Annotated in this window: 23 protein-coding genes and 1 other annotated feature; of the genes, 3 read left to right on the top strand and 20 right to left on the bottom strand. The window is 48.3% G+C overall.

The features are described from left to right. Positions 1-239 precede the first annotated feature (239 nt). Positions 240-1,463 (bottom strand): M20 family metallopeptidase, encoded by a 1,224-nt coding sequence (locus M3202_RS06030; protein ID WP_251222440.1) that lies wholly within the window; start codon positions 1,461-1,463, stop codon positions 240-242. Between the two features lie 467 nt (positions 1,464-1,930). Between M3202_RS06030 and M3202_RS06035 the strand changes: the two genes are divergently transcribed. Next, complete coding sequence (locus M3202_RS06035; protein WP_251222441.1) at positions 1,931-2,164, top strand: hypothetical protein; 234 nt, start codon at positions 1,931-1,933, stop codon at positions 2,162-2,164. A 186-nt stretch (positions 2,165-2,350) separates the two neighbouring features. Here the strand turns inward: M3202_RS06035 and M3202_RS06040 are convergent, their stop codons facing one another. Genes M3202_RS06040 through M3202_RS06060 form a run of 5 tightly spaced genes read right to left on the bottom strand, consistent with a single transcriptional unit; the run spans position 2,351 to position 6,261 of the window. Continuing rightward, on the bottom strand, positions 2,351-2,791 hold the full coding sequence (locus tag M3202_RS06040) for a DUF2663 family protein (protein ID WP_251222442.1): 441 nt from the start codon (positions 2,789-2,791) through the stop codon (positions 2,351-2,353). A 52-nt stretch (positions 2,792-2,843) separates the two neighbouring features. Further along, entirely contained in the window at positions 2,844-3,059 is a 216-nt protein-coding gene (locus M3202_RS06045) for a hypothetical protein (RefSeq protein ID WP_251222443.1), read from the bottom strand. Position 3,060: 1 nt separating this feature from the next. After that, a complete protein-coding gene (locus M3202_RS06050; protein WP_251222444.1) occupies positions 3,061-3,660 on the bottom strand; it encodes a CPBP family intramembrane glutamic endopeptidase in 600 nt (199 codons plus the stop codon). A 53-nt stretch (positions 3,661-3,713) separates the two neighbouring features. After that, positions 3,714-5,213, bottom strand: a complete 1,500-nt coding sequence (locus M3202_RS06055; protein ID WP_251222445.1) for a RecQ family ATP-dependent DNA helicase — start codon at positions 5,211-5,213, stop codon at positions 3,714-3,716. Further along, complete coding sequence (locus tag M3202_RS06060; protein WP_251222446.1) at positions 5,203-6,261, bottom strand: YpbB family protein; 1,059 nt, start codon at positions 6,259-6,261, stop codon at positions 5,203-5,205. Before M3202_RS06060 ends, M3202_RS06055 begins: the two co-directional genes overlap by 11 nt. A 230-nt stretch (positions 6,262-6,491) precedes the next feature. On the opposite strand from M3202_RS06060, the gene M3202_RS06065 reads away from it, so the two are divergent. Next, the gene (locus tag M3202_RS06065) at positions 6,492-6,740 is read left to right on the top strand and encodes a ferredoxin (protein ID WP_251222447.1); all 249 of its coding nucleotides are present in this window, start codon (positions 6,492-6,494) and stop codon (positions 6,738-6,740) included. 123 nt (positions 6,741-6,863) lie between these two features. Here the strand turns inward: M3202_RS06065 and M3202_RS06070 are convergent, their stop codons facing one another. Next, a complete protein-coding gene (locus M3202_RS06070; RefSeq protein ID WP_251222448.1) occupies positions 6,864-7,916 on the bottom strand; it encodes a M14 family metallopeptidase in 1,053 nt (350 codons plus the stop codon). A 191-nt stretch (positions 7,917-8,107) separates the two neighbouring features. Further along, positions 8,108-8,333, top strand: a binding site (T-box leader). A gap of 94 nt (positions 8,334-8,427) precedes the next feature. On the opposite strand from M3202_RS06070, the gene serA reads away from it, so the two are divergent. Then, positions 8,428-10,050, top strand: a complete 1,623-nt coding sequence (gene serA / locus M3202_RS06075) for a phosphoglycerate dehydrogenase (RefSeq protein ID WP_251222449.1) — start codon at positions 8,428-8,430, stop codon at positions 10,048-10,050. 173 nt (positions 10,051-10,223) lie between these two features. On the opposite strand, the gene M3202_RS06080 is transcribed toward serA, so the two are convergent. From M3202_RS06080 to M3202_RS06140, 13 genes are all read right to left on the bottom strand, one after another. Beyond that, positions 10,224-10,598, bottom strand: a complete 375-nt coding sequence (locus M3202_RS06080; protein ID WP_251222450.1) for a hypothetical protein — start codon at positions 10,596-10,598, stop codon at positions 10,224-10,226. An 85-nt stretch (positions 10,599-10,683) separates the two neighbouring features. Beyond that, positions 10,684-11,598: a peptidoglycan DD-metalloendopeptidase family protein gene (locus M3202_RS06085; protein ID WP_251222451.1), complete on the bottom strand. Its 915-nt coding sequence runs from the start codon at positions 11,596-11,598 to the stop codon at positions 10,684-10,686. Between the two features lie 116 nt (positions 11,599-11,714). After that, complete coding sequence (locus M3202_RS06090; protein WP_251222452.1) at positions 11,715-12,815, bottom strand: Ger(x)C family spore germination protein; 1,101 nt, start codon at positions 12,813-12,815, stop codon at positions 11,715-11,717. Further along, positions 12,793-13,926 carry a GerAB/ArcD/ProY family transporter gene (locus M3202_RS06095; protein ID WP_251222453.1) on the bottom strand — a complete coding sequence of 378 codons (1,134 nt, stop codon included), beginning with the start codon at positions 13,924-13,926 and terminating at the stop codon, positions 12,793-12,795. The genes M3202_RS06090 and M3202_RS06095 overlap by 23 nt, the downstream gene beginning before the upstream one ends. Continuing rightward, positions 13,919-15,412 carry a spore germination protein gene (locus tag M3202_RS06100; RefSeq protein ID WP_251222454.1) on the bottom strand — a complete coding sequence of 498 codons (1,494 nt, stop codon included), beginning with the start codon at positions 15,410-15,412 and terminating at the stop codon, positions 13,919-13,921. Before M3202_RS06100 ends, M3202_RS06095 begins: the two co-directional genes overlap by 8 nt. Before the next feature lie 144 nt (positions 15,413-15,556). Continuing rightward, positions 15,557-16,327 carry a class I SAM-dependent methyltransferase gene (locus M3202_RS06105; protein ID WP_251222455.1) on the bottom strand — a complete coding sequence of 257 codons (771 nt, stop codon included), beginning with the start codon at positions 16,325-16,327 and terminating at the stop codon, positions 15,557-15,559. Positions 16,328-16,580: 253 nt separating this feature from the next. After that, positions 16,581-17,564 (bottom strand): C-terminal binding protein, encoded by a 984-nt coding sequence (locus M3202_RS06110; RefSeq protein ID WP_251222456.1) that lies wholly within the window; start codon positions 17,562-17,564, stop codon positions 16,581-16,583. A gap of 21 nt (positions 17,565-17,585) precedes the next feature. Beyond that, on the bottom strand, positions 17,586-18,593 hold the full coding sequence (gene dmpG, locus M3202_RS06115) for a 4-hydroxy-2-oxovalerate aldolase (protein WP_251222457.1): 1,008 nt from the start codon (positions 18,591-18,593) through the stop codon (positions 17,586-17,588). 12 nt (positions 18,594-18,605) lie between these two features. Then, a complete protein-coding gene (locus M3202_RS06120; RefSeq protein WP_251222458.1) occupies positions 18,606-19,490 on the bottom strand; it encodes an acetaldehyde dehydrogenase (acetylating) in 885 nt (294 codons plus the stop codon). Between the two features lie 18 nt (positions 19,491-19,508). Beyond that, positions 19,509-20,180, bottom strand: coding sequence for a GntR family transcriptional regulator (locus M3202_RS06125; RefSeq protein WP_251222459.1), 672 nt, complete (start codon positions 20,178-20,180; stop codon positions 19,509-19,511). Positions 20,181-20,394: 214 nt separating this feature from the next. Then, a complete protein-coding gene (locus M3202_RS06130; protein WP_251222460.1) occupies positions 20,395-21,420 on the bottom strand; it encodes a LacI family DNA-binding transcriptional regulator in 1,026 nt (341 codons plus the stop codon). Between the two features lie 28 nt (positions 21,421-21,448). Then, positions 21,449-22,372, bottom strand: coding sequence for a DMT family transporter (locus M3202_RS06135; protein ID WP_251222461.1), 924 nt, complete (start codon positions 22,370-22,372; stop codon positions 21,449-21,451). Positions 22,373-22,546: 174 nt separating this feature from the next. Continuing rightward, the gene (locus tag M3202_RS06140; RefSeq protein ID WP_251222462.1) at positions 22,547-23,131 is read right to left on the bottom strand and encodes a cob(I)yrinic acid a,c-diamide adenosyltransferase; all 585 of its coding nucleotides are present in this window, start codon (positions 23,129-23,131) and stop codon (positions 22,547-22,549) included. Between the last annotated feature and the right edge of the window lie 7 nt (positions 23,132-23,138).

Consider the following 23,138-nt stretch of genomic DNA (forward strand, 5'->3'; position numbering starts at 1 on the left):
TTTGGCAATAAGACACGCCGCAGAGCCGTCTTTTTTTAAAAATTAAGAAGAGATGTTTCAAAAGGCGATTAGTTTCCTTTTGAAACATCTCTGACATTCGCTCTCGGTCATAAACGGAAACAGAGGGGAGACCAAAACCTTCTACCTGCACGAATATTCGGACAAGTGATAAAAAATGTTCCCTGTATCTCTGCTGCCATTATACCGCATGAGGGAAACAGCTCTGTTAGATCCCGGACCTATCTTTTTTTGAGGACATCCTGCCCGCTAACAGGCTGCTCCGCTTTGGCTTCCTGTAAAAAGTGGAGGGCAGCGCTCACTAAGCCTTTGGCGGCAATGACCATCGCCCTTTCATCAAAATCAAATTTAGGATGATGATGCGGATACGTTAAACCTTTTGCTTCATTTCCCGCTCCGGTAAAAAAGAAACTGCCCGGCACATGCTGCAAATAATAGGCAAAATCTTCTCCACCCATCACCGGTTCAATCTCGACGATGTCCTTTGCTGGATGTACGGCTTGCGCGCTGCTGACAAAGCGCTCTGTTTCCACAGCATCATTAATGACGGCCGGATAGCCTTTTTTATACGAATACGTATAGCTCGCTCCCATTGCTGCGCAAGTGCCCTGAATCACTTCTTCGATTCTTTTGATTAACAGCTCCTGCACGTCTGGATCAAACGTGCGCACCGTTCCGACCAATTCCGCCTGATCGGCGATTACATTAAAGGCGCCGCCCGCTTGAAATGACCCGACGCTGATCACTGCCGACTTGAGCGGATCGACATTGCGGCTGACGATATGCTGAAGCTGCCCGACGACTGCTGAAGCAACAGCGATGGAATCAACCGTTTCATGCGGACTCGCCCCATGACCGCCGCGACCGAGAATCGTCACATCAAAGCGGTCGGCCGCGGCCATGATCGCACCTTCTCTATAGCCGATCTCCCCTACTGGAATCGGCGTCCACAGATGCGTGCCGTAAATCGCGTCAACCCCCTCCAGGCAGCCGTCCTCGATCATCGCAATTGCGCCGCCCGGCGCCAGCTCTTCCGCAAACTGATGAATCAGCACGACTGTCCCGGGCAGCTCGGCGCGTATTTCCATCAAAGCCTTGGCGACGACCAACAGCGTCGCCGTATGACCGTCATGGCCACAGGCGTGCATCACACCGGGGTTTTTCGATGCAAATGGCAGACCGGTTTCTTCCATAATTGGCAAAGCATCAAAATCAGCCCGCAGCGCCACGGTCTTTCCCGGCTTACCACCCTTTATGTAACCGACTACACCTCGTCCGCCGACCCCTCTTTTCACCTCAACACCGAGCCGCTCTAAATAATCGGCGATCATCGTCGGCGTTTTCACTTCCTCAAATGACAATTCAGGTTCAGCATGAAGCAGCCGGCGCAGCTCGATCATCTCCGGGTAAAGCTCTTCCATTCTTGCAAGTAAACGGTTAAGCATCGTTCGTCTCCCCTTCCTCTTTTTTTTATTGTACCTTTCTAACAGAAAATTGAAAACAGGGTAACAAAAAAGACTATTTCATCTGCTTTCGATCAGCATGAAATAGTCTTAGACAACCGGTAAAACATTCTTTTTTTATTCAGCTTCATCTGAAACTTTAAGCATGTAAATAGCCATGCTCACAGCTAAAATCATCGCTAAAAATCCAAAGCCGAGGATCGCAAGTAATTGAACTCCTGTCATGAATATCCACTCCTTACTCCATTATCACATTTTCTTATTTTATCCTAACACAGTTATCACCTTAGCTACCGTAATAATGTGACAAAACAAAGAATTTTAACACGTCAGAAAAACAAACAAATTGATTGAATATTTAGGGAATAGTCAGTATACTGAAAGTAACAGAGAAAAGGAAACGTTTACATTCAAGGGTGATTATGAACAAACATGAAGGAGTGATTCACGTGATTCTGACGAAACTGACGAACAAATCGCTCGTAACCGACCAAGACGTATCATTTAATTACCGTTTAGGGATTCCTGTCGAGGTATTTGACTCCCAGCAAGGAAAAACAGTCGCCTTTGGACAAATTGAAGCATACAATGAGCAACTCATCCATATACACGGTTCCCCGTTTTGTCGATCCAGCTACCTGTTCTTCGGACAGCCGGCACAGCCGGCCCCTGCCTCGTGCTGACAAAGGAGTCTGGGAAAAAAGGTTGTTTTTGTCTCTCTAAGCAATGAAGCGGAACCGCCACGATCTTTTAAAGCCCGTTGTGAGTGGGTTTCTCACAACGGGCTTTGTTGCGTGTGAAGCCATTGCCATGTCTCAAGCTCCTTAAGCATTATCTCACCGGCCTTTCCCCTTTTCGAGGCAAGCCCGTCACTTGTGGTACAAATTGACTCCGTGGACACGTTTCATAAAGGCATATGTTTGCTCGCGCTTTTTCCAGGAGCGATCATCCTCCCACAGCTCAGGGCTGCGGGCGATAATATCAAGCCGCAGTTCTTCGTACTCCTTTTCCGCTTTATCCTCCTTTTTGCTGAAAAAGCGGAGTTGCCAATAGCCGATCGCGCAAAGGCCCGCGGCCCCGATAAAAAAAGGGTCCGTCGTCAGGACAGAGATCAGCCGGGTCGAGGAAGCAGCTCCGCTTTCGATAAATAAGCGGTAGACGGCAAAAACAAGCAGCGCGAGGCAGCCGAGCAAAAACAGCGACCATCTTGATTTTGCCTTTTCAACGCCTTCCCATTTTTGCTTCCGCGCGACGAGTTCATTCATCAATACTTGAATGCCCTCTCTTTCCCCCTCCAGCCTGCTTTTCATCTTTTTTCACCCCCTCTTCATTCTATGAGGGACAAAGCGATCATAGAAGCGGCTATTGCAGCCAGTAAGGGATGGACAGGACGAGGACGACAATGATAAAAAACAAGATCAATAGCAAGCGCACTAATGGGAATGAGAGTTTCAGCTTGATCGGCTTCGGTCTGTTTTTATGGACTTCGGAACGCGGTGGAAGGGAAGCCGTCTCGCTTTCGTGCTTTTTCATTTGCTGACGGAGTCCGTCCGCCTGATCATTTACCTTCCTTGACATCTTATACCTCCTTTACCTCTCTCATGTCCTTTTGAGCACGAGCGCGAATTAACATCCCTACTACGACATCAATCAGAAAATGGGCAAAAATCGTGATGAGAAGATTCCCTGTCCATTCAAAGGTTAGACCAAGTAAAAAGCTAACAGCAATCACCTGGCCAAATAACCATGGCTTCGGCAAATAGCGGACATGGACGACGGCAAACAGCAGGCTGGCGGCAACGAGACCGAACGCTGTTTGCAGCACGCCGCGAAAAAAGATTTCTTCGGCCACGGCGACAGTCGCACAAACGAGCAGGAGCCGCGGCGTCGTTAAGCTTCGGAAAAGCCGTTCATTCAGCCCGCCATCATCGACCCATTCGGCGGGGAGCAGCCTTTCAAGCATAACATCAAGCATGATGACAGCCAGGGCCAAGCCGCCGCCAATGAGTACAATAGGAAACAGCTCATTTTGAAATAACGCCCAAAACGCTTCCCAGTTGTCAAAAACAAAAAATCCGATGACGAAGGACAAACCGAGCAATAGCCCCTGTGTAACATATACCTGGATAAGCAGCTGTTTATCTGTTAATGATGCAAGAATTTCTTTTTGTGATGTCATCGTTTCCCTTTCCCGGGCAGTCCCGAAGCGGCGTGCAGCCCATCAGACCGCCCCTACTGTTCAAAAAAAAGCTGTTCAAGTGCTTCTTCCCATCTTTTTAACGGTACGGACATTCGCTGTGATTCACTAAAGAAAGCTTCGACATTCGCCCCGCACTGATCACAGCATTGCTCAGGCCGTTCGCCTATTTTTTCTGAAAAATAAGCGAGTAATGCTTCACGGCGGCATCCCGTACCCGCAAGCCATGCCTCAAAAGCCGACAGCTTATGCTGTTTCTGCTTCAAATGCTGTTCATGGGCTGTCTGAATCCGTTCATACATCCGTCCGGCGGAAAAAGGCTCAATCCGCTCGCCGTTCAAGGCACCCTCTTCCTGCAAAAAATAGCGCGTCAGCCTCCAGATTGCTTCCTCGCCGCCCGTCCGCGCACGAAACTGCTCTTCCAGCTCTCTTGTCAGCTCAGCACCACCGCTGATCGAGCGTAAGGCGTCCTTTAAGCCGGACTCTTCAAGTGCCAGTCTGTCGGTTAACAGCCTTACTCTTCCTTTATCTTCTTCACTATAGAGTAAAAGCGCAAGACTCGGCTTGCCGTCGCGTGCCGCACGGCCGATTTCCTGAACATAGGACTCCATGTCGGCTGGATAATGAAAGTGCAGCACATAGCGAATATCTTTCTTGTTAATCCCCATTCCGAAGGCGCTTGTGCAGCAGATGACGTCAATTTGTCCGTTCATAAACTGCTCCTGAATTAAAAGTCGGTCCTCTGTCGACAAGCCGCCATGATAAAACGTCACTCGCCCGATTCCTTCCTCCTGCAAAAGACGAGCGCATCTTTCCGTCCAGAGCCGGCTGGAAAAATAAATCATCCCCGGGCCTCTAAGCTTTCTGACAAGCTCTTTCAGTCTGTCGAGCTTTTCCTCCGTCGTGCGGTACGTTTCGACCCGGTAGGAAATCACCGGACGATCGGACGGGTAGCGCAGAAGCACCGGCTCCCTTAGTTGCAGGCTTTTCTCCATATCCTCAATCACCGCTTCTGTCGCCGTCGCTGTCACCGCCAGACACGGCGGACAGCCAAGCTCGTCCTTCAACGTGCCGAGCCGCAAATAATCCGGTCTGAAATCATGTCCCCATTGCGAAATACAATGGGCCTCATCGACGACGAAATAGGCGATTCCCACTTCGCGTAAACGCTGTTGGACATGAGCCATTTGCAGCATTTCCGGTGAAAGATAAACCATCTTATACTCGGACAGCTTTCGCAGGACGCTTTCCCGCTCCTTCCAGTTCATAAAGCTGTTTAACGCCGTAACCGCCCTGATTCCTTCCGTGCGCAGCTGCTGCACTTGATCCTCCATTAACGACAGAAGCGGAGAAATGACCACGGTGATCCCCTCCGCCAATAAAGCTGGCAGCTGGTAACAAACCGATTTCCCGGTACCGGTTGGCAATGTAGCGATCACATCCTGCCCTTGCCTCAATGCTTCGATAACGTCCTTTTGTCCGCTTCGGAAAGTCGAATAGCCGAAAAAAGTTTGTAATGCTCGTTCAAGCTCCATGACTCACCTTCCTTTTGGCCATCACCAGCCGGATCATAAAATAGCTGACCTCCTGCGGCAATCTGTCCTTCAGCTCGCGCAGACGGCTCGTCCCAAGCTGCTCCGCCACCTCAATGATTTGCTGCTCCCATTCCTGACGGACAAAGGGCCGGATCGAAAAGGCGCTATGATGCCAGGCGATTTCGACGATGTGGTCTTCGATCGTATTTTGCTTTAACTTTCTAATACGGCTGATCTCCTCAAGTGAATAGCCTTCAGCAAGCAGCTCCATTGTCTGCTTCGTCGATGCCGTCAGCACGACCTCCTGCTTCAGATCAGCGGCAAACATCGCTAAGCGGCGGTAACGCTCCGGCTGTTTCGCTGTTGTGTTGAACATCTGATGCAAGGTCGCCATATGATAAAGGTGAACCGTGGACGGATGCCAGCCGAGTGCGGATGCGAGCTGCTGCTTTGTCATTCCAGCCCGTTTTTCCCCTGATAATTGATGGACAAAAACAAAGGCCTGCTCCTGCCGGCAGGTTTTTAAAAAGGATACTAACTCCGCATACAGCTCACGGTGAACGGTCTCCCTTTTATCAGACGGCGGCAGCATGTTTTTCACCCAGCGCTGGATGTCAGGCTCGTGCGTCAGCGGATAAAAGGATGGCGTCCTGGCGACGAGATGGGTTAACGATTGAATATACAAGCGCAGCCTGAGCCAGGCCGTCTCCGTCAACGTATGGTACTCCCAGCCGTTTAGCTCCTTCATAACCGGATGAAGCTGTAGAAAAGCGTCAAGTGCCGCCTGACCTTGTCCCGTTAAGACGAAGCGGTCCTCGCCGACTTTTTCCAGCCATTTCAGCTGATGAAGTTCCCGTACAGCCTGCTCCAGTTCAGCCCGTGTTAACGCCGGCAGCAGGCCAAAATAAGGCAACAGGGAAAACAAGGCTGCGTCTTGAATGGTTTGAGAAGATTTCTTGCCTTTTACGATATGGTAAACGCCATAAATCGAACGGTCTGCCTCATAGGCGCTTATAATGATACAAATGAATGCTTGCTGGGCGTTCATTCGCCTCCCACCTTTTCCTGCGAAAAACTAGCTCTTTTGTTTATTTTAGCAAATTCCACGTTTAATGGGGTGGAAAATCGTCTGAGTGGACGTGTAAGAAAGAAGAAAGTTGAAAAAAATAATGGCACTGTTCAGTTGAATTGGTTGAAATGTTTCTCATTCCGTTTTACAATAAATCAGAAGATGCGACATTAAACAATAGAAAAGAGAGTGGAATTGGAGGTTTAACCATGGCTAAATATACAATTGTCGATAAAGACACATGTATTGCATGCGGTGCGTGCGGCGCGGCTGCTCCAGATATTTATGATTATGATGATGAAGGAATTGCCTTCGTTATTCTTGATGATAATCAAGGGACAGCTGAAGTGCCTGAGGAGCTTGAGGAAGATATGATTGATGCTCAAGAGGGCTGCCCGACGGATTCAATTAAAGTTGCCGACGAGTCATTTGACGGCGATGCGCTTAAATTTGAATAGGCCCATTTAATGGAAAGCCGATGATCTTGATTCATCGGCTTTTGCTTTTTGAGACAAAACTGCCACAAGCCCGTTGCGAGAAAAAGATCGTGGCTGGGCAAAATTTTGCCCAGCCACTTGCGTTTAAAGCTGCAGACCCTCAAGTGCGAGCTTGACATTATTTGCCCATATTTCGGCAAAGGCCCCTGGCGGTAATGGATTGATGCCGCTCCCGACCTCCACTGTAAAGCCCGGCCTTCCAGTTTCCTGAATAAACCAGTCCTTAAAACCGCCGTCGCTGTCTGCTGTGTGAACCGGCGTGTAAGAGCTGGCAAGAGAAAGGCGCGTCACCATTTCTTTGCTCTCAGGCGGCTCATAGCCGCGATAGCCCCAATAGATCACCTGACCCTGGGAATGGAAGGCAAGCACATGAGAGAACGACTCACGAAGAGTTAATTCATACACCGCAAGTGCTTCCGGCTCGGTTAATGGAGCCTGCCCGCTGTAATGACGCGGCCAAGGCTCCTGGGGACTTTCACCCGCTTCTCTTTCCCACTCCGCCGGCCATTGATGATTCAAATCGACGCCGCGAATATTGCTCGACCAGTGATCGAACCTGGTCATCCCTTTGTTGATGGCAAGCACGTCCTGATAATAAGGATGCTCAGGGGAAATTCCCTGCAACACAAGCTCAACACCATCCGGGTTGACGAGTGGAACGACGACAAGTGTCACTTGCTGCAATATCGCTTCGATGTCGTACTCAAACCATGCTTCTTTTTTTTGCTTGTATGAGGCAAGCCGGTCGAGGAAACGAGCCAGCAGCTTTGCTGTATGCCACTCGTTCGCATGCCAGCCTCCCGAATAAAAAACGTTCTTCTTCCCGCTGCCGATAAAAAATGCGTAAATCGGTTTTTTCATGACCGAATAGCCAATGATTTCACTGCGAATCCCTTTTTCTTTCCAGACAGGCAGCAATGCCACCAGCTGTTCGTGGCCAAACTCTGTCCTTACGTCATCAATGAACGTGTCTGGGCAATACTTCGCCTCTTGCGGAAGTGTAAGCTCGACTCCGCGAGGAACATAACTGTTTTCCGCGTAAATGATCGGATTGAGCATGATCAGATCAATTGGCCGAATCTGATAGCTGGCCGCAATGATGGCCACTGTCTCTCCCGGTCCTACGACATGTTTCAAAGCCTCCCCTCCTCTAGTCGATATATATGATAACGGACTTCTTTTGATACAAAATTATCGTCAATCACGCTATTCACGAAGAAAAACGAAAAAATCTTTTCTTTTGTTCGTCATTTTCTGATTGACAGAAGCCATTTGATATGATAAATTATCAAACAATTAATACTATTATTCACGAACAATTACACATTAGAAAAACGATGATGAAGATGGGAGCATGAAAAGCCAATTCAGAGAGCTAGTGGGTGCTGTGAACTAGTTTGGCTTCATCCTCCAGAGCCCTTCGGAGTTCATACATTGAAGGTCAGTAGATGTATTCGGATAAATCCGTTATCTTGGAGAGTATCTCTCCCTGAGATGCGCACGCGTTGCGCATGAATGAGGGTGGCACCGCGGTTTGAACCTTCCGCCCCTCACGACTCCCGTCGTGTGGGCAGAAGGTTTTTTTGTTATACCGCTTTCATTTTTACGCATAGTAAAGAAAACAGATTTTTAAAGGAGTGTAGAGAGTATGAACAAGCAAGTTGTCATTGATCATCCTGAAACTGCAGCAAAAGAGGGACAATTTAACATTCTTGTCTCAGACAGCATGAGCAAGGAAGGGCTTCTGCCTTTACTGGAAAGTGACCAGGTCCGCTGTGTCGAGAAAAATGTCAATGATGTTGAAGACTTATCGATCTTCGACGCGCTACTTGTCCGCAGTGCAACAACTGTGACAGGTGAGCTGCTTGATAAGATGCCGAAGCTGAAAATCATTGCCAGAGCGGGGGTCGGCGTCGATAATATCGACCTCGATGCTGCAACGAAACGCGGGGTTGTCGTCGTGAACGCACCGGACGGGAATACGATTTCAACTGCGGAGCACACATTTGCGATGATGATGGCCGTCATGCGAAACATTCCGCAAGCCAATGCTTCCATCAAAGCCGGAGAATGGAACCGCAAAGCGTTCCAGGGCTTCGAGCTTAGAGGAAAAACGCTTGGAATTATCGGTTTTGGCCGGATTGGCACACAGCTCGCTCAACGGGCAAAAGCATTTGAAATGTCCTTGCTCGTCTTCGACCCGTTCTTAACGCAAGAGCGCGCGCAAAAGGTTGGCGTCGAGACAGCTTCGCTTGATGAAGTCCTTGAAAACGCTGATATTATTACGGTTCATACACCGCTGACAAAAGAAACAAAAGGCTTACTCGGGATGAAAAACATCGCCAAAACAAAGCCGGGCGTTTTTCTCATTAACTGTGCCCGCGGAGGAATTATCGATCAGGAAGCGTTAAAACACTACTTAAATAACGGTCATATTGCCGGTGCGGCGCTTGACGTATTTGAAGAAGAGCCGGTTGCCGATCAGGAGCTGCTATCATTTGAAAAAGTGATTGCCACTCCGCATATCGCTGCTTCTACGAAAGAAGCGCAGCTCAATGTCGCTGCCCAAGTGTCCGAAGAAGTGCTCCATTTCCTTCAAGGCGAGCCAGCGAGCAACTCTATTAATTTACCGACACTTTCCAAGGAAGTGTACGAAAAGGTGAAACCATTCTATGAATTAACAAAGAAAATGGGGAACATCCTGTCACAGGTCATGATGACTCCTGTTCAGGAAATCGATGTGTTTTACGGCGGAACGGTAACAGAGCTGGAAACGTCGATTACGACAAGAAGCTTGATGGCCGGCTTTCTCCAGCCGCGTGTTGACGCTGCGGTCAATGATGTCAATGCGAGCCTGATCGCCAAAGAACGCGGCATCAGTTTCGGCGAGAAGCACTTAAACAAAACGTACGGCTATTCCAATATGATTCACGCTGTTGTCCGCGGCGAAAACCGTACGTTTGAAATTAAAGGAACATACGTGAAGGAATACGGTCCAAGAATTGTCAACGTCAACGGATTCACAGTTGATTTCATTCCGGAAGGACACCTCATCTACATCCAGCACAATGACCGTCCAGGCGTCATCGGCCGTATGGGACAATTGCTTGCTGAGCATAATGTCAACATCGCGACGATGCAAGTTGGCCGGAAAGAAGAAGGCGGAGAAGCGATTATGATGGTCGCTGTCGATAAGCTCGTCGATGACACGGTCATCGACGCCCTTCTCAAAATGGAGGACATCCACATCGCCGATAAGATTGAATGTTAAAAAGAGCTTGAGACAAAGCTAGCTTTGGACCTACTGGCAATGGCTTCACACGCCACAAGCCCGTTGTGAGAAACCCACTCACAACGGGCTTTAAAAGATCGTGGCGGTTCCGCTCATTGCTTAAAGGCTGTGACAAAAGGTTTAAAAAACAACCTTTTGTCACAGCCTCATTCCTACCATATATACGAAAACAGCAGGTCGAGCTGCTTGTCCTTGCTCTGACGCAAATAAGCCTCGCCGGCTTCGGTCAGCGTGACGATCGTTCCATCCGTTTTGAGCAGCGCTTCCTCAAAGGCGATGTCGCAATAAAATTGATAGAGGTGGGCCCGTTGCTGCCTGCCTTTCTTCTTCATAAGTTGATAGCCGAACGCCCGGTCATGAGAGCGCCAAAAGCGGGAATGAAACTCTCTGTTTCCGACCATACGAATAGAACCATGCTGCTTGATTTTACGCAGCATGAAAACAAACCCATCGACTAAATCAATTTGGGAGCTATTCAAATCCGTTTGTCGGTTGAGCCATTGAAACAGCTCGATATCTATGTTCATTTCACCATTTCCCCGTTCTACGTACCCGTCGAGCTACCTCCTATTTTACCATATTTCACAGGCGAATTATAGACTGCTCCGCCTCTCATTCTTTAATTGTCAGAAGCTGCCCCGGATAAATAAGATCGGAAGAAAGCTGATTCAGTTCAATGATTTGCTCCGCCGTCAGCTCGTATTTGGCGGCAATCGCCGAGAGCGTCTCTCCCTGCTCAATGACATGAGCACCATCGACCCGTTCAGGGTATACAACGAGCACCGAACCGACAGTAATCAAATCGGTCTCAAGCTCGTTCCACTGCTGCAAATGCTCTACGGTCACCTTAAAATCAGACGCAATTCCCCATAGTGTATCTCCGGACTCCACCTCGACATAGACTGCTGTTTCATCATTCACCTGTTCTCCCCGGGCTGTATGTTCCGACTGGATGCTTAGCGTCGCCACTGTTTTTCTTTCCTCTTCCTCTTCAAAGACGCCGCCAATCGCCGCATACATCGCACCAGTGTCCGTTGAAAGTACATGAAGCGGGTCAATCGAATCTGACTTTTCCGGATTCCAGCTGCCGTGATGAACCTCAAAATGCAAATGGTTGCCGGACGAGCGGCCCGTATTGCCGACGGAACCGATTTTTTCTCCCTCTTCTACCTGCTCTCCTTCATCGACGATGCGTTCGTGTAGATGCGCGTATACCGTTTCCAAGCCATTATCATGCTCGATAAACACGACTTGTCCATATGTATGAGAAACATAGGAGCGGGAAACCGTCCCGCTCGCTACTGACACTACCGGCGTGCCCTCGGGGGCGGCAATATCAATCCCATAATGCTTGCCCTCCCTTGTCCCAAAAGAATCCGTCACTTCGCCAACCGTTGGCCAAATGAGGTCATCGCTGAAACCTGATTCGTATTCTGCCGCAAATGAAGTTGTCGATGTAATAAATAACATGCTAATAAAAGCAGCTAAGGCAAGCGCAATGCAGACTCGTTTTATTAAATCAACCATAACGTCCTCCCATTCCGATATCACAACCAGTCTTTCCCTTTAAAGCGAAGCTGGTCTATTTGATTTATTCACAGATATCAGTATCATATGGAAATCCGTTAAAAAATATTCCTGATTTATTCAATCGCCCCAGACTGGATTACGTTTAACTCAATATCCAATTCGAAGGTCGCCGCTGGATAAATGCTGTTTTCCCATTCTTCCGGACGCCAGTCACGTGTCGTGCTGCGGTAAAGCTCGCCGACGCCGACCGGGTCAATTCCTTCATCGCGAAATTGGTATAGCATATCTGTCAGCCGCCTCGTGATTTCCTCTTCTATTTTTTCCTGCACCTCCTTCACAACCCCAGGTTCATCCAAATTCATCTCTCCTGTATAATCAATGATTTCCCCGTCGATTGTCATATTATAGCGAAAGATAGGCCCCGTCTCCGTTTTCTCTACTTCTTTTTTTAATTCACTATTCAGTTTCTCAATTACGACATGACTAGTTGCTCCTTCTCCATTAAGCGTAAACTGCTGCGTCGCCTGCCGGGCCGGAGTCGTGAGCAGTTTAAGCAAGAAAGAATCATCACCCGATAAAGTCGTATGGACGACATCGGCCTTAAATAATGCCGTTCCTGCGACACGGACAGTATCTCCGGCTTTTTTAATAAGTGGGAGATACGGATCACGCGCATCACTATAAAAGCTGAATAAAAAGTTGTGCAAATTAGTCGAAGGGATCATATTCTGCTCCATATTTTGCCGCAACAAATCGGACAGAAAAACACCGGCCTGCTCCCCTGAGCCCAACTCGGTCTTCAGAACCTCCTCGGCCCGACCATCAACAACCGCCAGCAAAATCCGATTTCCTACCGACGGATCACGGTAGAGGGAATCGACTAAATCCTCAATCCCTTGTTCAGCCAGCTCCCGGCTAAATAAAATGACCCTGATTTGGCCAAGCACCAATGGCCGCTGGGCCCGCTTATTTAACATGACTTTCGTTCCTTTTGCCGTATCCCCACTGGCCTCAATAATCCCCTTTTCAAGCACGTTTTTCCCCCCTTGCTCAATAAAAGTCGGAAAACTGACCGTGATTTTCAGCTGTTGTTCATCATCGAGATCATAGGCGGCTGAGCGGATGAGGGAGACTTCGTCAATCACATTTGTTTGTAAGCAGCCCGTTAGGAAAAGTACTGCCAAACAGACGCTAGACATCCATCGTTTGGCCATGTTTATTCCTCCTTACTTTCAAGACGATCGTTTGAAGAAGTACTAAAAGCGGGATATAAAGAAAGCAAAAATAAAAGCCAACGGTTCCCATCCATTCGTTAAAAAGGTTGATTTCCTGTCTCGTCGGCAAAAAGGCGATCGCAGCTGCAACGATGATAAGCGCCAGCACTAAAGCAAGTCGTTGATTCATATGAAAAACCCGCTTCGCACATCTGCTTGCCGCCCATAAGCTTAGCGCAATATTAGGCGTGATTAAAATCAGCCAAATAGAGATGCCGATATATTCAAATCGTTCAAGAAAGGGAAGCTCAATCACCTTAAATAAGGTCAGCGTTGCCCAAATCGTCCGGTTAAGCTGTTCTTCACTGTAAAAGACCAAACTGACAACCATAATGATCGTATAGGTGACCGTCGTCAAGATCGCTCCCAGTTGAGCCCATTTTTGCGTAAATTCGTTTTGCTTTAAAAATGGATAGTACATGAGCAACAGCTCAAATCCGAGAAAGCTCAGCGTCGTATCACGCGCGCCTAACGCAATTTCCGTGAAAGTATGCTTCCAGATTGGAAGGATATTGAGAAAATGCGCATATTCAAGCGGCAAAAGAAGCAACGGGAATAAAAGAGAAGGAATCACGACTCCTAAAAAGGCCAAACCGACGACGGTTCTGAACCCTCCTGCGACCACATAATAAAAAAACAACATAGCGAAAGAAAGGGCAACCCAGGTCGGCAGATCAGGAAATATCCACACTTGAACGATTTCGATATACGACCTCAAGACAAGGATCGCCAGCGCCATAAAATAAACGCCGACAAGGATGCTGAAGCCATTTCCGATCCACTTTCCGAAAATTTGCCGATGAATCGTAATTATATCCCCATTCGCCCTTTTAAGGAGGATATACATACAACTGATAATGAGCGAGACGACGACACCGGCAAGCAGGACAGAGATCCAGCCGTCATAACCGGCTGACTTTACAACCGAGCGCTGAAAGCTTAGCACACCGACGCCAATTTGCGTGCTGTGAATCAAAAACAGCACTAAAAATCCAGATACTAAATATTGCTCTTTTATCGGTTTATCACCAATTGTCGACCCTTTACTCATCGATATCTTCCTTCCTCGTCGCTCTGCTGAAATTAAAGCGGCCTTTATCACGCGGTCTTAAATAAACCGGTCGCGAGGACATCCAGCTGAAAGGCAGCCGGATAAAAGCATCCTTCCAATCTTTAAACCGTGGCGGAAAGAGCGGAGCCAAATACGGTCTTCCGAGCGATGTAAGATGAAGCAGATGAACAAGTGTATAGAGGCCGCAAACGACGACGCCGACTCCGCCGGCAATGGCTGCGGCAATAATAAACGGAAAGCGGATCAGACGGATCGTATTGCCCATTTGATAGACAGGCGTCGTAAAGGAAGCTAATGCCGCCAGCGCGACGATGATTAATAAAATATTACTTGTCAGCCCCGCTTCCACCGACGCCTGCCCAATCACAATTCCGCCAACGATACCGATCGTTTGTCCGACTTTAGTCGGCAACCGCGCCCCGGCTTCTCGTAACAGCTCAATGGTCAGCTCAAGAAATACCGCTTCAATTATAGGAGGAAACGGCAGATTACTGCGCGAGGCAATAATCGTTGCCAGTAAATCACGTGGAATGAGTTCATAATGATAGGTTAGCACGGCGACATAAATCGGCGTCGCCAAAATCGAAAAAGCTACCGCCACAAAGCGTAGCAGCCGGACGGCGGAAGCAATCTGCCATGGGAGGAAATAGTCCTCCAATGACGAAAAAAACTCAATTAAAGTCGTCGGACCGAAAACAGCCTCCGGCGACCCGTCACACATAAACGCTACTTTCCCTTCCGCCAGAACCGCCGCGACCCTTTCCGGTCTTTCAGTATTGATCAGCTGGGGAAACATCGACATCGTATTATCGGTAATCATTTGCGCAAGGGAACTGCTGTCAATCACCTGATCAAATTCTACTTTTTCGAGCCTTTGCTGCATCGTTTGCAAATTATCCTGGTCGACCAGACCCTGAATATAAAGAAGGCAGACACGCGTTTGGGTGATTTTCCCAATCTTCATTTCTTTTACTTCCAATTGCGGCAAAGGCAGCCTTTTCCGGATTAAATTGATATTCGTGTCCAGTGATTCAATAAAGGACTCTCGTGGACCGGCAACACTAAATTCATTTTCAGGAGGAGAAACCTGCCGATCAGATTCCATCGATACTTCAATGACACCACAAGCGGAGGGATTGTCTTTTTCATAGAGAATGACAAAACCGGCCATCGCCTTATTCCGTAATTCGTTTCCTGAATATACAAGCTGTTTATCAGTAATCGGAACTGCTTCAAGCAGCGCATCCAAGCTTTGTTTTTTCGCTTTTGGCAAATAGGCCAAGATGTCGCGATTCAGGCGATCCGAGTCAACCATCGTCCGGAAATAAGCGATTTTGTAACAGGCTGACTCCAGCTCAAAATCATACTCGACAAAGTCACTCGACTGCCGAAATAACTCGAGAATGCTTGGGATCGTTTCATCTTCCCGATGTTTCACTTTATGCATCAGCCATTTTCCAAGCATTCTCTCACCTCCTGTCATTTCCTGTTATGTAGTATGAAATACAGCTCGTGGAATTATGTATCATCATTCACCTTTGTTTCCAGGAAAAACATAAAGAGGCTCGGGGAAAGGTAAATAACAACCTTTTCCCCGAGCCTCCATTTTTTATTGCTTCTTTCCAATCACCCGGATTCGCTTGTAATCAGCGACCCAGCCTGTTTCCTGATAAAGCGTCGCCCGCAAATTTTGTTCAACTGCTTTTACAATCTCCTGCCTTAGCCCTTCCTCAATTCCTTCAAAAAAGGAAGCGGCAAACATCACAAGCCAGTTGCGTAGTCCCTCCTCTCCTTCGAGCGGAGTAGGCCGGTCAATATGCTCGGCGAACGTAACGAAAAAGCCAGCCTCCTCCATTTTTCCCGTATAATCCCCGATACTTGGAAAATACCACGGATAACGACTAGAAAAATCGGTCATGCCCCGTTTTTCAAATTCGTTCCGCAATTCATTTGTCACCATCGCGACATTATCCTGGCCTCCAAATTCCGCGACGAAGCGCCCACCTGGCTTTAACGCCCGATAAATTCCCGCAAGCACCGGTTCAGGCTTCTTCATCCAGTGTAGGGCTGCATTCGAAAACACGGCATCGAATTGCTCCCGGTATGTCAGCTCGGCCCCGTCCATCACATCAAATTGTAAATGGGGATATTTCTGCTCCGCCTGATCAATCATATTGGTCGATTGATCGACCCCTGTTACGATCGCGCCTCGTTCGCTAAGCTGATTTGTTAAATCTCCCGTTCCACAGCCCAAGTCAAGAATCTTCTCCCCCTCCGCCGGGGCAAGCAGTCCAATCAATGTTTCTCCATATTGTGAGACAAACGCATGCTTATTGTCATAAAGATTCGCATTCCACTTGTCCGCCTTGGCCATCGCCATGTCTCCAACCTCCTCTGCTGTTCTGTTTCATTATATCAATGTTAAATTCAGAATTATATGTTTTTTAGGAAGAAAAAAGCCTGCTATGATTTCATAACAGGTTTTTCTCAAGCGCATTCCTTTTCACAGGAGCTTACTTTGCAGCGGCTCCGTCCGCGCTCAGTCAGAAGGAAAGAAACCCGCTTTCCTTCTGACTTTTACACCCTTGCGCGCACTTCTCTCGCTGCTTCGTCGTCAGCGCAAAAGGGACACTTCACCCTTTTGCGCTGACGACTGCCTGCCGGTTAAGGATGTTGCTTGGATGCTCACCTTGGAGGATGGCGTAAGCGGTTTCTGCTACTCGTAAATGAAGGCGCTGTTTTGCTTCTTCACTATTGAAAGCCGCATGCGGGGTGATGACGACATGCTCAAGCTTCAGAATTTCATCATCGAGCTGAAGCGGCTCATGCTCGAGAACATCGAGACAAGCTCCTCTGATCGTTTTCTCCTTTAACGCTTTCACTAACGCTGTTTGATCAATAATCGGCCCGCGCGCGGTGTTAAGCAGGACAGTGGAGTTCTTCATTTTATTAAACGCTTCCTCATTAATCAGATGATGCGTGTGCTCATTCAACGGAACATGAGCCGAGATATAATCTGCATCGGTAAATAATTGCTCGAGAGTGACCTTTTTCACCCCGTATCTGTCCACTACCTCATCGGAAATAAACGGATCATACGTGATGATCTTCATCTCAAACGACGCGGCATACTTCGCTACTTCCTGAGCGATATTTCCAAAGCCGACCAGGCCGAGCGTCAGTGAAGACAGGCGGCGTGAGTAAAAGCCGGCATTCGGATTCCATTGTCCTTCGCGCACGGAAGCATCGAGCAAACCGATTTTCCGTTCAAATTGTAGCAGCATCGCCATCGTATGGGTAGCGACTTCAGGAATGCAATAGTCAGGAATGTTGCAAGCAGCGATTCCTCTCTTCGAAGCAGCCTCTACGTCAATATTGTCAAAGCCGATACCATAGCGCACCAACGCTTTACAGTTCGGCAAAGCAGCAATCACCTTTTCCGTCATCGGAGCGTAGACGCTAAGTACCGCATCGGCATCCTGACACGCTGCTATCACCTCTTCTTCTGTTGCACAATCTTCTACTCTGAATTCAACTCCGCGCTCGCGAAAGAACTCCTCTTCAATCTGATAGTGATCTCCTTCTAGTGACTTGCCATCCGCTAACACAACGAGCATCATTGCTGCCCCTCTCCACGTTTATTTTGCACTTGCCAACTTCTGTGCAATGGATAGAATCATATCTTCCTGGCCTCCGACCGCTTTTTGCCGGCCGACTTCCATCAAAATATCACGGGCATCAATCCCGTATTCTTCGGCTGTCCGGAACGCAAACAGCAGGAATGAGCTGTACACGCCGGCATAGCCCATCGTTAAGCTCAATCTGTCAATCGAGATCGGACGCTTCATCATCGGCTTCATCACATGCTCAGCCGCATCCATCGCTTTATATAAATCGATGTTGTGGCGGATGTTCGCCTTGTTCATGACGGCAACCAGTTCCTCCGTCGCCGTATTTCCAGCTCCCGCTCCCATTCCGGCAAGGCTTGTGTCGATCCGGTTCGCTCCCTCTTCAATGGCGACGATGGAATTCGCGACGGCGAGCGACAGATTGTTATGGGCATGAAAGCCGATTTCGACGGTAAGCTGCTCCTTCAGCGCGGCAATGCGCCGGCGAGTATCATCCATCAACAGTGCTCCGGCGGAATCTGTGCAATAAACCGTGCCCGCCCCATACGACTCCATCTTTTTGCCCTGCTCGGCCAACTGCTCTGCCGGAATCATATGAGCCATCATCAGAAAGCCGACGACATCCATTCCTAAGTCGCGCGCATATTTAATATGCTGCTCCGAAATGTCGGCTTCTGTACAATGAGTCGCAATCCGGACGACGCTTGCTCCGTATTCATGGGCGCGCTGCAAATGCTCAATTGTGCCGATGCCCGGGATAAGCAGGACGCCGATTTTAGCCGACTTCGCATTTTCGACCGCCGTCCGGATAATCGTCTCTTCCGTTTCCTTTGAGAAACCGTATTGAATCGAGCTGCCCCCAAGACCATCGCCATGCGTCGCTTCGATAATGTCAGCACCTGATTCATCGATGACTCTCGTTAATTCGGCAATTTGCTCCTTTGTATATTGATGCGAAATGGCGTGCATTCCATCGCGCAGCGTTACATCATTAATTGTAATCTTTTCTGTTCCCATCCTTTTCCCCTCCTAGCGATCGTTTCGCTGTCCAAATTCTTCTCCGACTCTTACGGCGGCTGACGTCATAATATCAAGGTTGCCTGCATATTCAGGTAAATAATCACCGAGACCGGTAACTTGCAGGAAGATGGTCACTCGATCTTCGTTAAAATAAGGCTCAGCGCTTAATGTGTATCCTGGAACGTATTGCTGCACTTGCTCGACCATGTTTGTCACTGTCGTTCTAATTTGCTCGTAAATCTCCTCGTTATATTTTTTAATCATGACGTGAATCGTATTGCGCATCATGATTGGCGGCTCTGCCGGGTTCAAAATGATAATCACTTTCCCCTTATCGGCTCCTCCGACTTCTTCTAGAGCCTTCGCAGTTGTTTGCGTGAATTCATCAATGTTTTGCCGTGTGCCGGGCCCGGCGCTTTTACTGGAAATCGTTGACACAATTTCTGCATAGGCGACATCAGCCACCTTATTTAAAGCGCTTACAATTGGAACAGTGGATTGTCCACCGCATGTGACCATGTTGACATTCGACTCCTGAATGTGATCATCGATGTTAATAACCGGAACGACATAAGGACCGATGGCAGCCGGCGTTAAGTCGATGACTGTTTTGCCAAGCTCCTGTAGTACTTTGTTATTTTGAATATGGGCTTTGGCGCTTGTTGCATCGAAAAGAATGTCGGCCAAATCAGGCTGCGCCTTAAAGCCTTCAATGCCATTGTCGATCGTCGTGAGCCCTTTTTGCTTTGCCCGCTGTAAACCGTCTGACTGTGGATCAATGCCGATCATCACCGTCGGCTCCAACACCTTACTCCGTTTGAGCTTTTCCAATAAGTCTGTGCCAATATTCCCCGAGCCGATAATACCGCATGGGACCTTTCTTTTCTCTTCCATAACGTTCCTCCTGTACTTTTAAGATATATGAATTGTTTCGAAAAAGTTTTTCAAAACCTTCCTCGCGTAATGTAAATGCGTCTCCAACGTATGCTTTACCTGTTGTCGATCGCCTGATTGAAGCGCTTTTAAAATTTCTTCGTGCTGCGTTAAGCTCGTTGCCCGTTGCTGGCGGGTATGTTCATTCGTGATTTCCATAATCGCTTTAATGACTCCATTCGTGCTGAGCCACATTTGAATCAATGTTTTGTTTTCTGATAACCGGATTAAGGAATAATGAAATTGCAAATCAAGAAAGTTGACATTGCGGTTCGACAAATCTTCATCTTCCATCGCATCTAGCAATTCTCTCATTTCGGTCAAGTACTGCTCGTCAACCGGCATTTGAATTTGCTCTATCGCCGCCGTTTCTACTACACTCCGTGCATAATAAAGATTGTTGACGTCCTCATTGGAAAAGCCGTTCACTTTCGTCCGCCCATTTTTGCACGTATGGACCAGACCCTCTTTCTCCAGCTGGACGATTGCTTCCCGCACCGGGCCGCGGCTGACGCCAAGCTCCTTTGACAGGACGACTTCCTTCAAATGCTCGCCTTTTTTCATTTCTCCTAAAATGATTCGCTTGCGTAATTTCTCAAGCACTTGTTGCCATATTAATTTTCGTTGCACTTCTTCTGTGAACAGCTCCATTATTATTACCTCTCTATTCGGAATCATCAGAATGTTAACAGTTTAATGTTTTCACTAGTAATATAGTATAAGCTTACTATCATTGTCAAGAAAAGAAAAGGAAGGGCTGAAACAAAAGGTTGTTTTTTTACCTTTTGCCCAGCCCTTAAGCAAGGAGCGGAACCGCCACGATCTGTTAAAGTCCAGTGTCTCAAGCTTTTCATAGTCTCATTGATTAAAGTCTGACCTGACTCGATTCACGAATGTGGAGTTCCGGCTCCAGTATAATCCGTTCGGCAGGCCTGGCAAAATCATCAATTCGCTGATGCAACAGCTTGGCGGCTTCGGTTCCGATCATTCGGGGAAAAGAGGAAACCGTCGTCAGGCGCGGCGTAAAAATCGACGCCTCCTCGACGTTGTCAAAGCCGACGATTGCCATATCCACGCCCGGGGTCAATCCCCTTCCCTTCAATTCCTGCATCGCCCCGATCGCGACAATATCATTAAAGCAAAACGCTGCCGTCGGTCTGCTTTCCCTTGTCAAAATTTCAGCCATCGCCATCCTTCCGCCTTCTCTCGTCGCGACACTTTCGACAATGAGCGAAGGATCGACGTCCAATCCGGCCTGAAGCAATGCCTGCTTATAGCTTGAAATCCGTTCGCGCCACGGTGAAGCCGCTGATGGGCCTCCCAGGTAGGCAATCCGGCGATGTCCTTCCTTTACAAGATAGGAAATCACCAGCTCCGCCCCGGCCCGGTTATCAATCCCGACGTAATCAAACGTCGAGCCGGTTATTTCCCGGCCGACTTGAACGACGGGAAGCTGGCTGTGGATCAGCTGTTTCGTTGTCTCCGCGGTACTGGCGGACACAGGCGTCCACAAAATACCGGCAACGCGGTTTTCCAGCATCGTCGCCAGCAGCCGCTCCTGCTTGTCGTAAGAGTCCGAGGTTGTCCCTAAAATAATCGTGTACCCTTCCTTTTCAAGCTCAGCTGTAATCCCGTCAAGCAGCTCGGAAAAAAAAGGGTTCGCAATTTCGGTAATCAATAAACCGACGGTCGTCGACTGTTTCGATCGCAGATTGGCGGCGACCCGATCATAGACATAGCCTAATTCATTCATTTTTCCCAACACTTTTTCGCGCGTTGCGGCAGAAATTTTCGGGCTGCCACGGACGATTAAAGAAGCGGTTGCCCGTGACACTCCCGCCGCCTTGGCGACATCCTGCAGCGTCACACGCCGCTTTTTCTTGGAATTCACTTGTCAGAAATTCCTCCTTTTCTCGCTCCTATGACGAAGAAACCGAATGGGAGCGGTTTTGCAGGTCTGTTTTTACAGCCGGGTCCTTATGATGGGTGGCGACCCAAATCCCTACACTAATAAATAAAAAGCCGAAAATATGCTGGATCAGCAGCTCTTCCCCTAAGTAGATGACCGCGCCAATTAAAGCCGTGACCGTAATCACATTTAAAAAGATCGACGCCCCGCCGGCTCCAAGGCGCTGAATACAGAGATTGAAGCCAATAAAGCCGAATGCCGTTAACACGACTGAAGCGAGCAGGATTTTAACCCAGATAAACGCCGAAAAGGTGAAAATGCTCGTCATATCCTGAACAAATGGCAAAACGAGAAGCATGCCCGCCCCTACTAAATAACTGTAGGCCGTTACCGGGATAATTTCCATTTGTCCTGAAAGCTTCCGCGTATAGACAAAGCTCAGTGCCTGCGCCAGCATCGAGAAAAACAGCAGGATATCGCCGCTTGAGAAGCTGAATGAGGAAAAGCCGCGGAACACGATAAAGCAAATTCCGATAAAGCTCAGGATTACGCCGATATAGTGGCGGCGAAATAAAGTTTCCTTCAATAATAAAGCACCAAGCAATGTCGTCGCGATCGGGTTTAATCCTAAAATGAGCGCGCCGTTCGTCGCATGCGATGTTTCCAGCCCGATCGCCAGCGTAATTTGATGGACGAACACGCCAAAAAAACCGATCAGCGTCAAAAGCTTCCACTGCTCCATTGTCGGTTTGACGACACCATAAACGAAATAGCAAATGGCTAAAAGAGCCAAGGCCGTCAGCGTCATCCGCACAAATGTCAGCACAAGCGGCTCAACCGTATATAGGAGTGACTTGACTAAAAGCATGTTATGGCCCATCAGGATTGTTATTATTGTAGCATATAAGTATGTATGCTTTTGAAAAGAAAACAAAAGAATGCCTCCTTCTAAGTTGATATAAGAAAACCGCACAGGGCTTTTCATAATGTAGTAGATCGATCTACTAAACTATAAACCATGAGGTAATAATTGTCAAACACTTCGCCATACGAAAAACGAAGCAGCCGGATAACACGCTGCTTCGTTTTTCTATTCTGATCGCGGATGCTATTCTTTCCGTTTGCCGCTGCGAAAGACGATCGCGCTCCGTTCATACTCGACGTCTTTCACGTTAAGGCGATAATTAATCACGCGGGCAATCGCAAAAAAATAGTCGGACAGACGGTTGAGATATTTTAGCACGATTGGATTGACGACATCCGATTCGCGGTGGAGTCTCGTCACATAGCGCTCAGCGCGCCTTGTGACTGTCCGGCAGACATGAATCGTCGCGGCCGCCTCAGAGCCCCCCGGCAAAATAAATCGCTCCAGCTCCGGCGCTTCCTGGATATAAGCATCGATCCGTTCCTCAAGGAAGTCGATCATTTCCTGCTTTGCTTTATAGGGCCGATCTTCCCTTTGCTTGAGCATCGCCAAATCGCCGCCGCAATCAAACAGCTCATGTTGGATTTTGACAAGCTCCGCTTTCATATCAGGAAAGACCTCCTCATCAAGCTGAGCTACCGCCATACCGACAAAGGAATTGACCTCATCCGTCGTTCCGTAAGCGATGACGCGCGTATCGTCTTTCGCCATTCTTCCACCAATGACACTTGTTTGCCCTTCATCCCCTGTTCTTGTATAAAGTCTCATATCCAGC

The organism is Halalkalibacter oceani (assembly GCF_023715605.1).
GTDB classification, from domain to species: Bacteria; Bacillota; Bacilli; order Bacillales; family Bacillaceae_D; genus Halalkalibacter; species Halalkalibacter oceani.

What these genes read in the sequence shown, in the direction of transcription:
- M3202_RS06030 (WP_251222440.1), bottom strand. Translation starts at nt 1,463, where the DNA reads ATGCTTAACCGTTTACTTGCAAGAATGGAAGAGCTTTACCCGGAGATG.
- M3202_RS06040 (WP_251222442.1), bottom strand. Translation starts at nt 2,791, where the DNA reads ATGAAAAGCAGGCTGGAGGGGGAAAGAGAGGGCATTCAAGTATTGATG.
- M3202_RS06045 (WP_251222443.1), bottom strand. Translation starts at nt 3,059, where the DNA reads ATGTCAAGGAAGGTAAATGATCAGGCGGACGGACTCCGTCAGCAAATG.
- M3202_RS06050 (WP_251222444.1), bottom strand. Translation starts at nt 3,660, where the DNA reads ATGACATCACAAAAAGAAATTCTTGCATCATTAACAGATAAACAGCTG.
- M3202_RS06055 (WP_251222445.1), bottom strand. Translation starts at nt 5,213, where the DNA reads ATGGAGCTTGAACGAGCATTACAAACTTTTTTCGGCTATTCGACTTTC.
- M3202_RS06060 (WP_251222446.1), bottom strand. Translation starts at nt 6,261, where the DNA reads ATGAACGCCCAGCAAGCATTCATTTGTATCATTATAAGCGCCTATGAG.
- M3202_RS06065 (WP_251222447.1), top strand. Translation starts at nt 6,492, where the DNA reads ATGGCTAAATATACAATTGTCGATAAAGACACATGTATTGCATGCGGT.
- serA (WP_251222449.1), top strand. Translation starts at nt 8,428, where the DNA reads ATGAACAAGCAAGTTGTCATTGATCATCCTGAAACTGCAGCAAAAGAG.
- M3202_RS06080 (WP_251222450.1), bottom strand. Translation starts at nt 10,598, where the DNA reads ATGAACATAGATATCGAGCTGTTTCAATGGCTCAACCGACAAACGGAT.
- M3202_RS06085 (WP_251222451.1), bottom strand. Translation starts at nt 11,598, where the DNA reads ATGGTTGATTTAATAAAACGAGTCTGCATTGCGCTTGCCTTAGCTGCT.
- M3202_RS06090 (WP_251222452.1), bottom strand. Translation starts at nt 12,815, where the DNA reads ATGGCCAAACGATGGATGTCTAGCGTCTGTTTGGCAGTACTTTTCCTA.
- M3202_RS06095 (WP_251222453.1), bottom strand. Translation starts at nt 13,926, where the DNA reads ATGAGTAAAGGGTCGACAATTGGTGATAAACCGATAAAAGAGCAATAT.
- M3202_RS06100 (WP_251222454.1), bottom strand. Translation starts at nt 15,412, where the DNA reads ATGCTTGGAAAATGGCTGATGCATAAAGTGAAACATCGGGAAGATGAA.
- M3202_RS06105 (WP_251222455.1), bottom strand. Translation starts at nt 16,327, where the DNA reads ATGGCGATGGCCAAGGCGGACAAGTGGAATGCGAATCTTTATGACAAT.
- M3202_RS06110 (WP_251222456.1), bottom strand. Translation starts at nt 17,564, where the DNA reads ATGCTCGTTGTGTTAGCGGATGGCAAGTCACTAGAAGGAGATCACTAT.
- dmpG (WP_251222457.1), bottom strand. Translation starts at nt 18,593, where the DNA reads ATGGGAACAGAAAAGATTACAATTAATGATGTAACGCTGCGCGATGGA.
- M3202_RS06120 (WP_251222458.1), bottom strand. Translation starts at nt 19,490, where the DNA reads ATGGAAGAGAAAAGAAAGGTCCCATGCGGTATTATCGGCTCGGGGAAT.
- M3202_RS06125 (WP_251222459.1), bottom strand. Translation starts at nt 20,180, where the DNA reads ATGGAGCTGTTCACAGAAGAAGTGCAACGAAAATTAATATGGCAACAA.
- M3202_RS06140 (WP_251222462.1), bottom strand. Translation starts at nt 23,131, where the DNA reads ATGAGACTTTATACAAGAACAGGGGATGAAGGGCAAACAAGTGTCATT.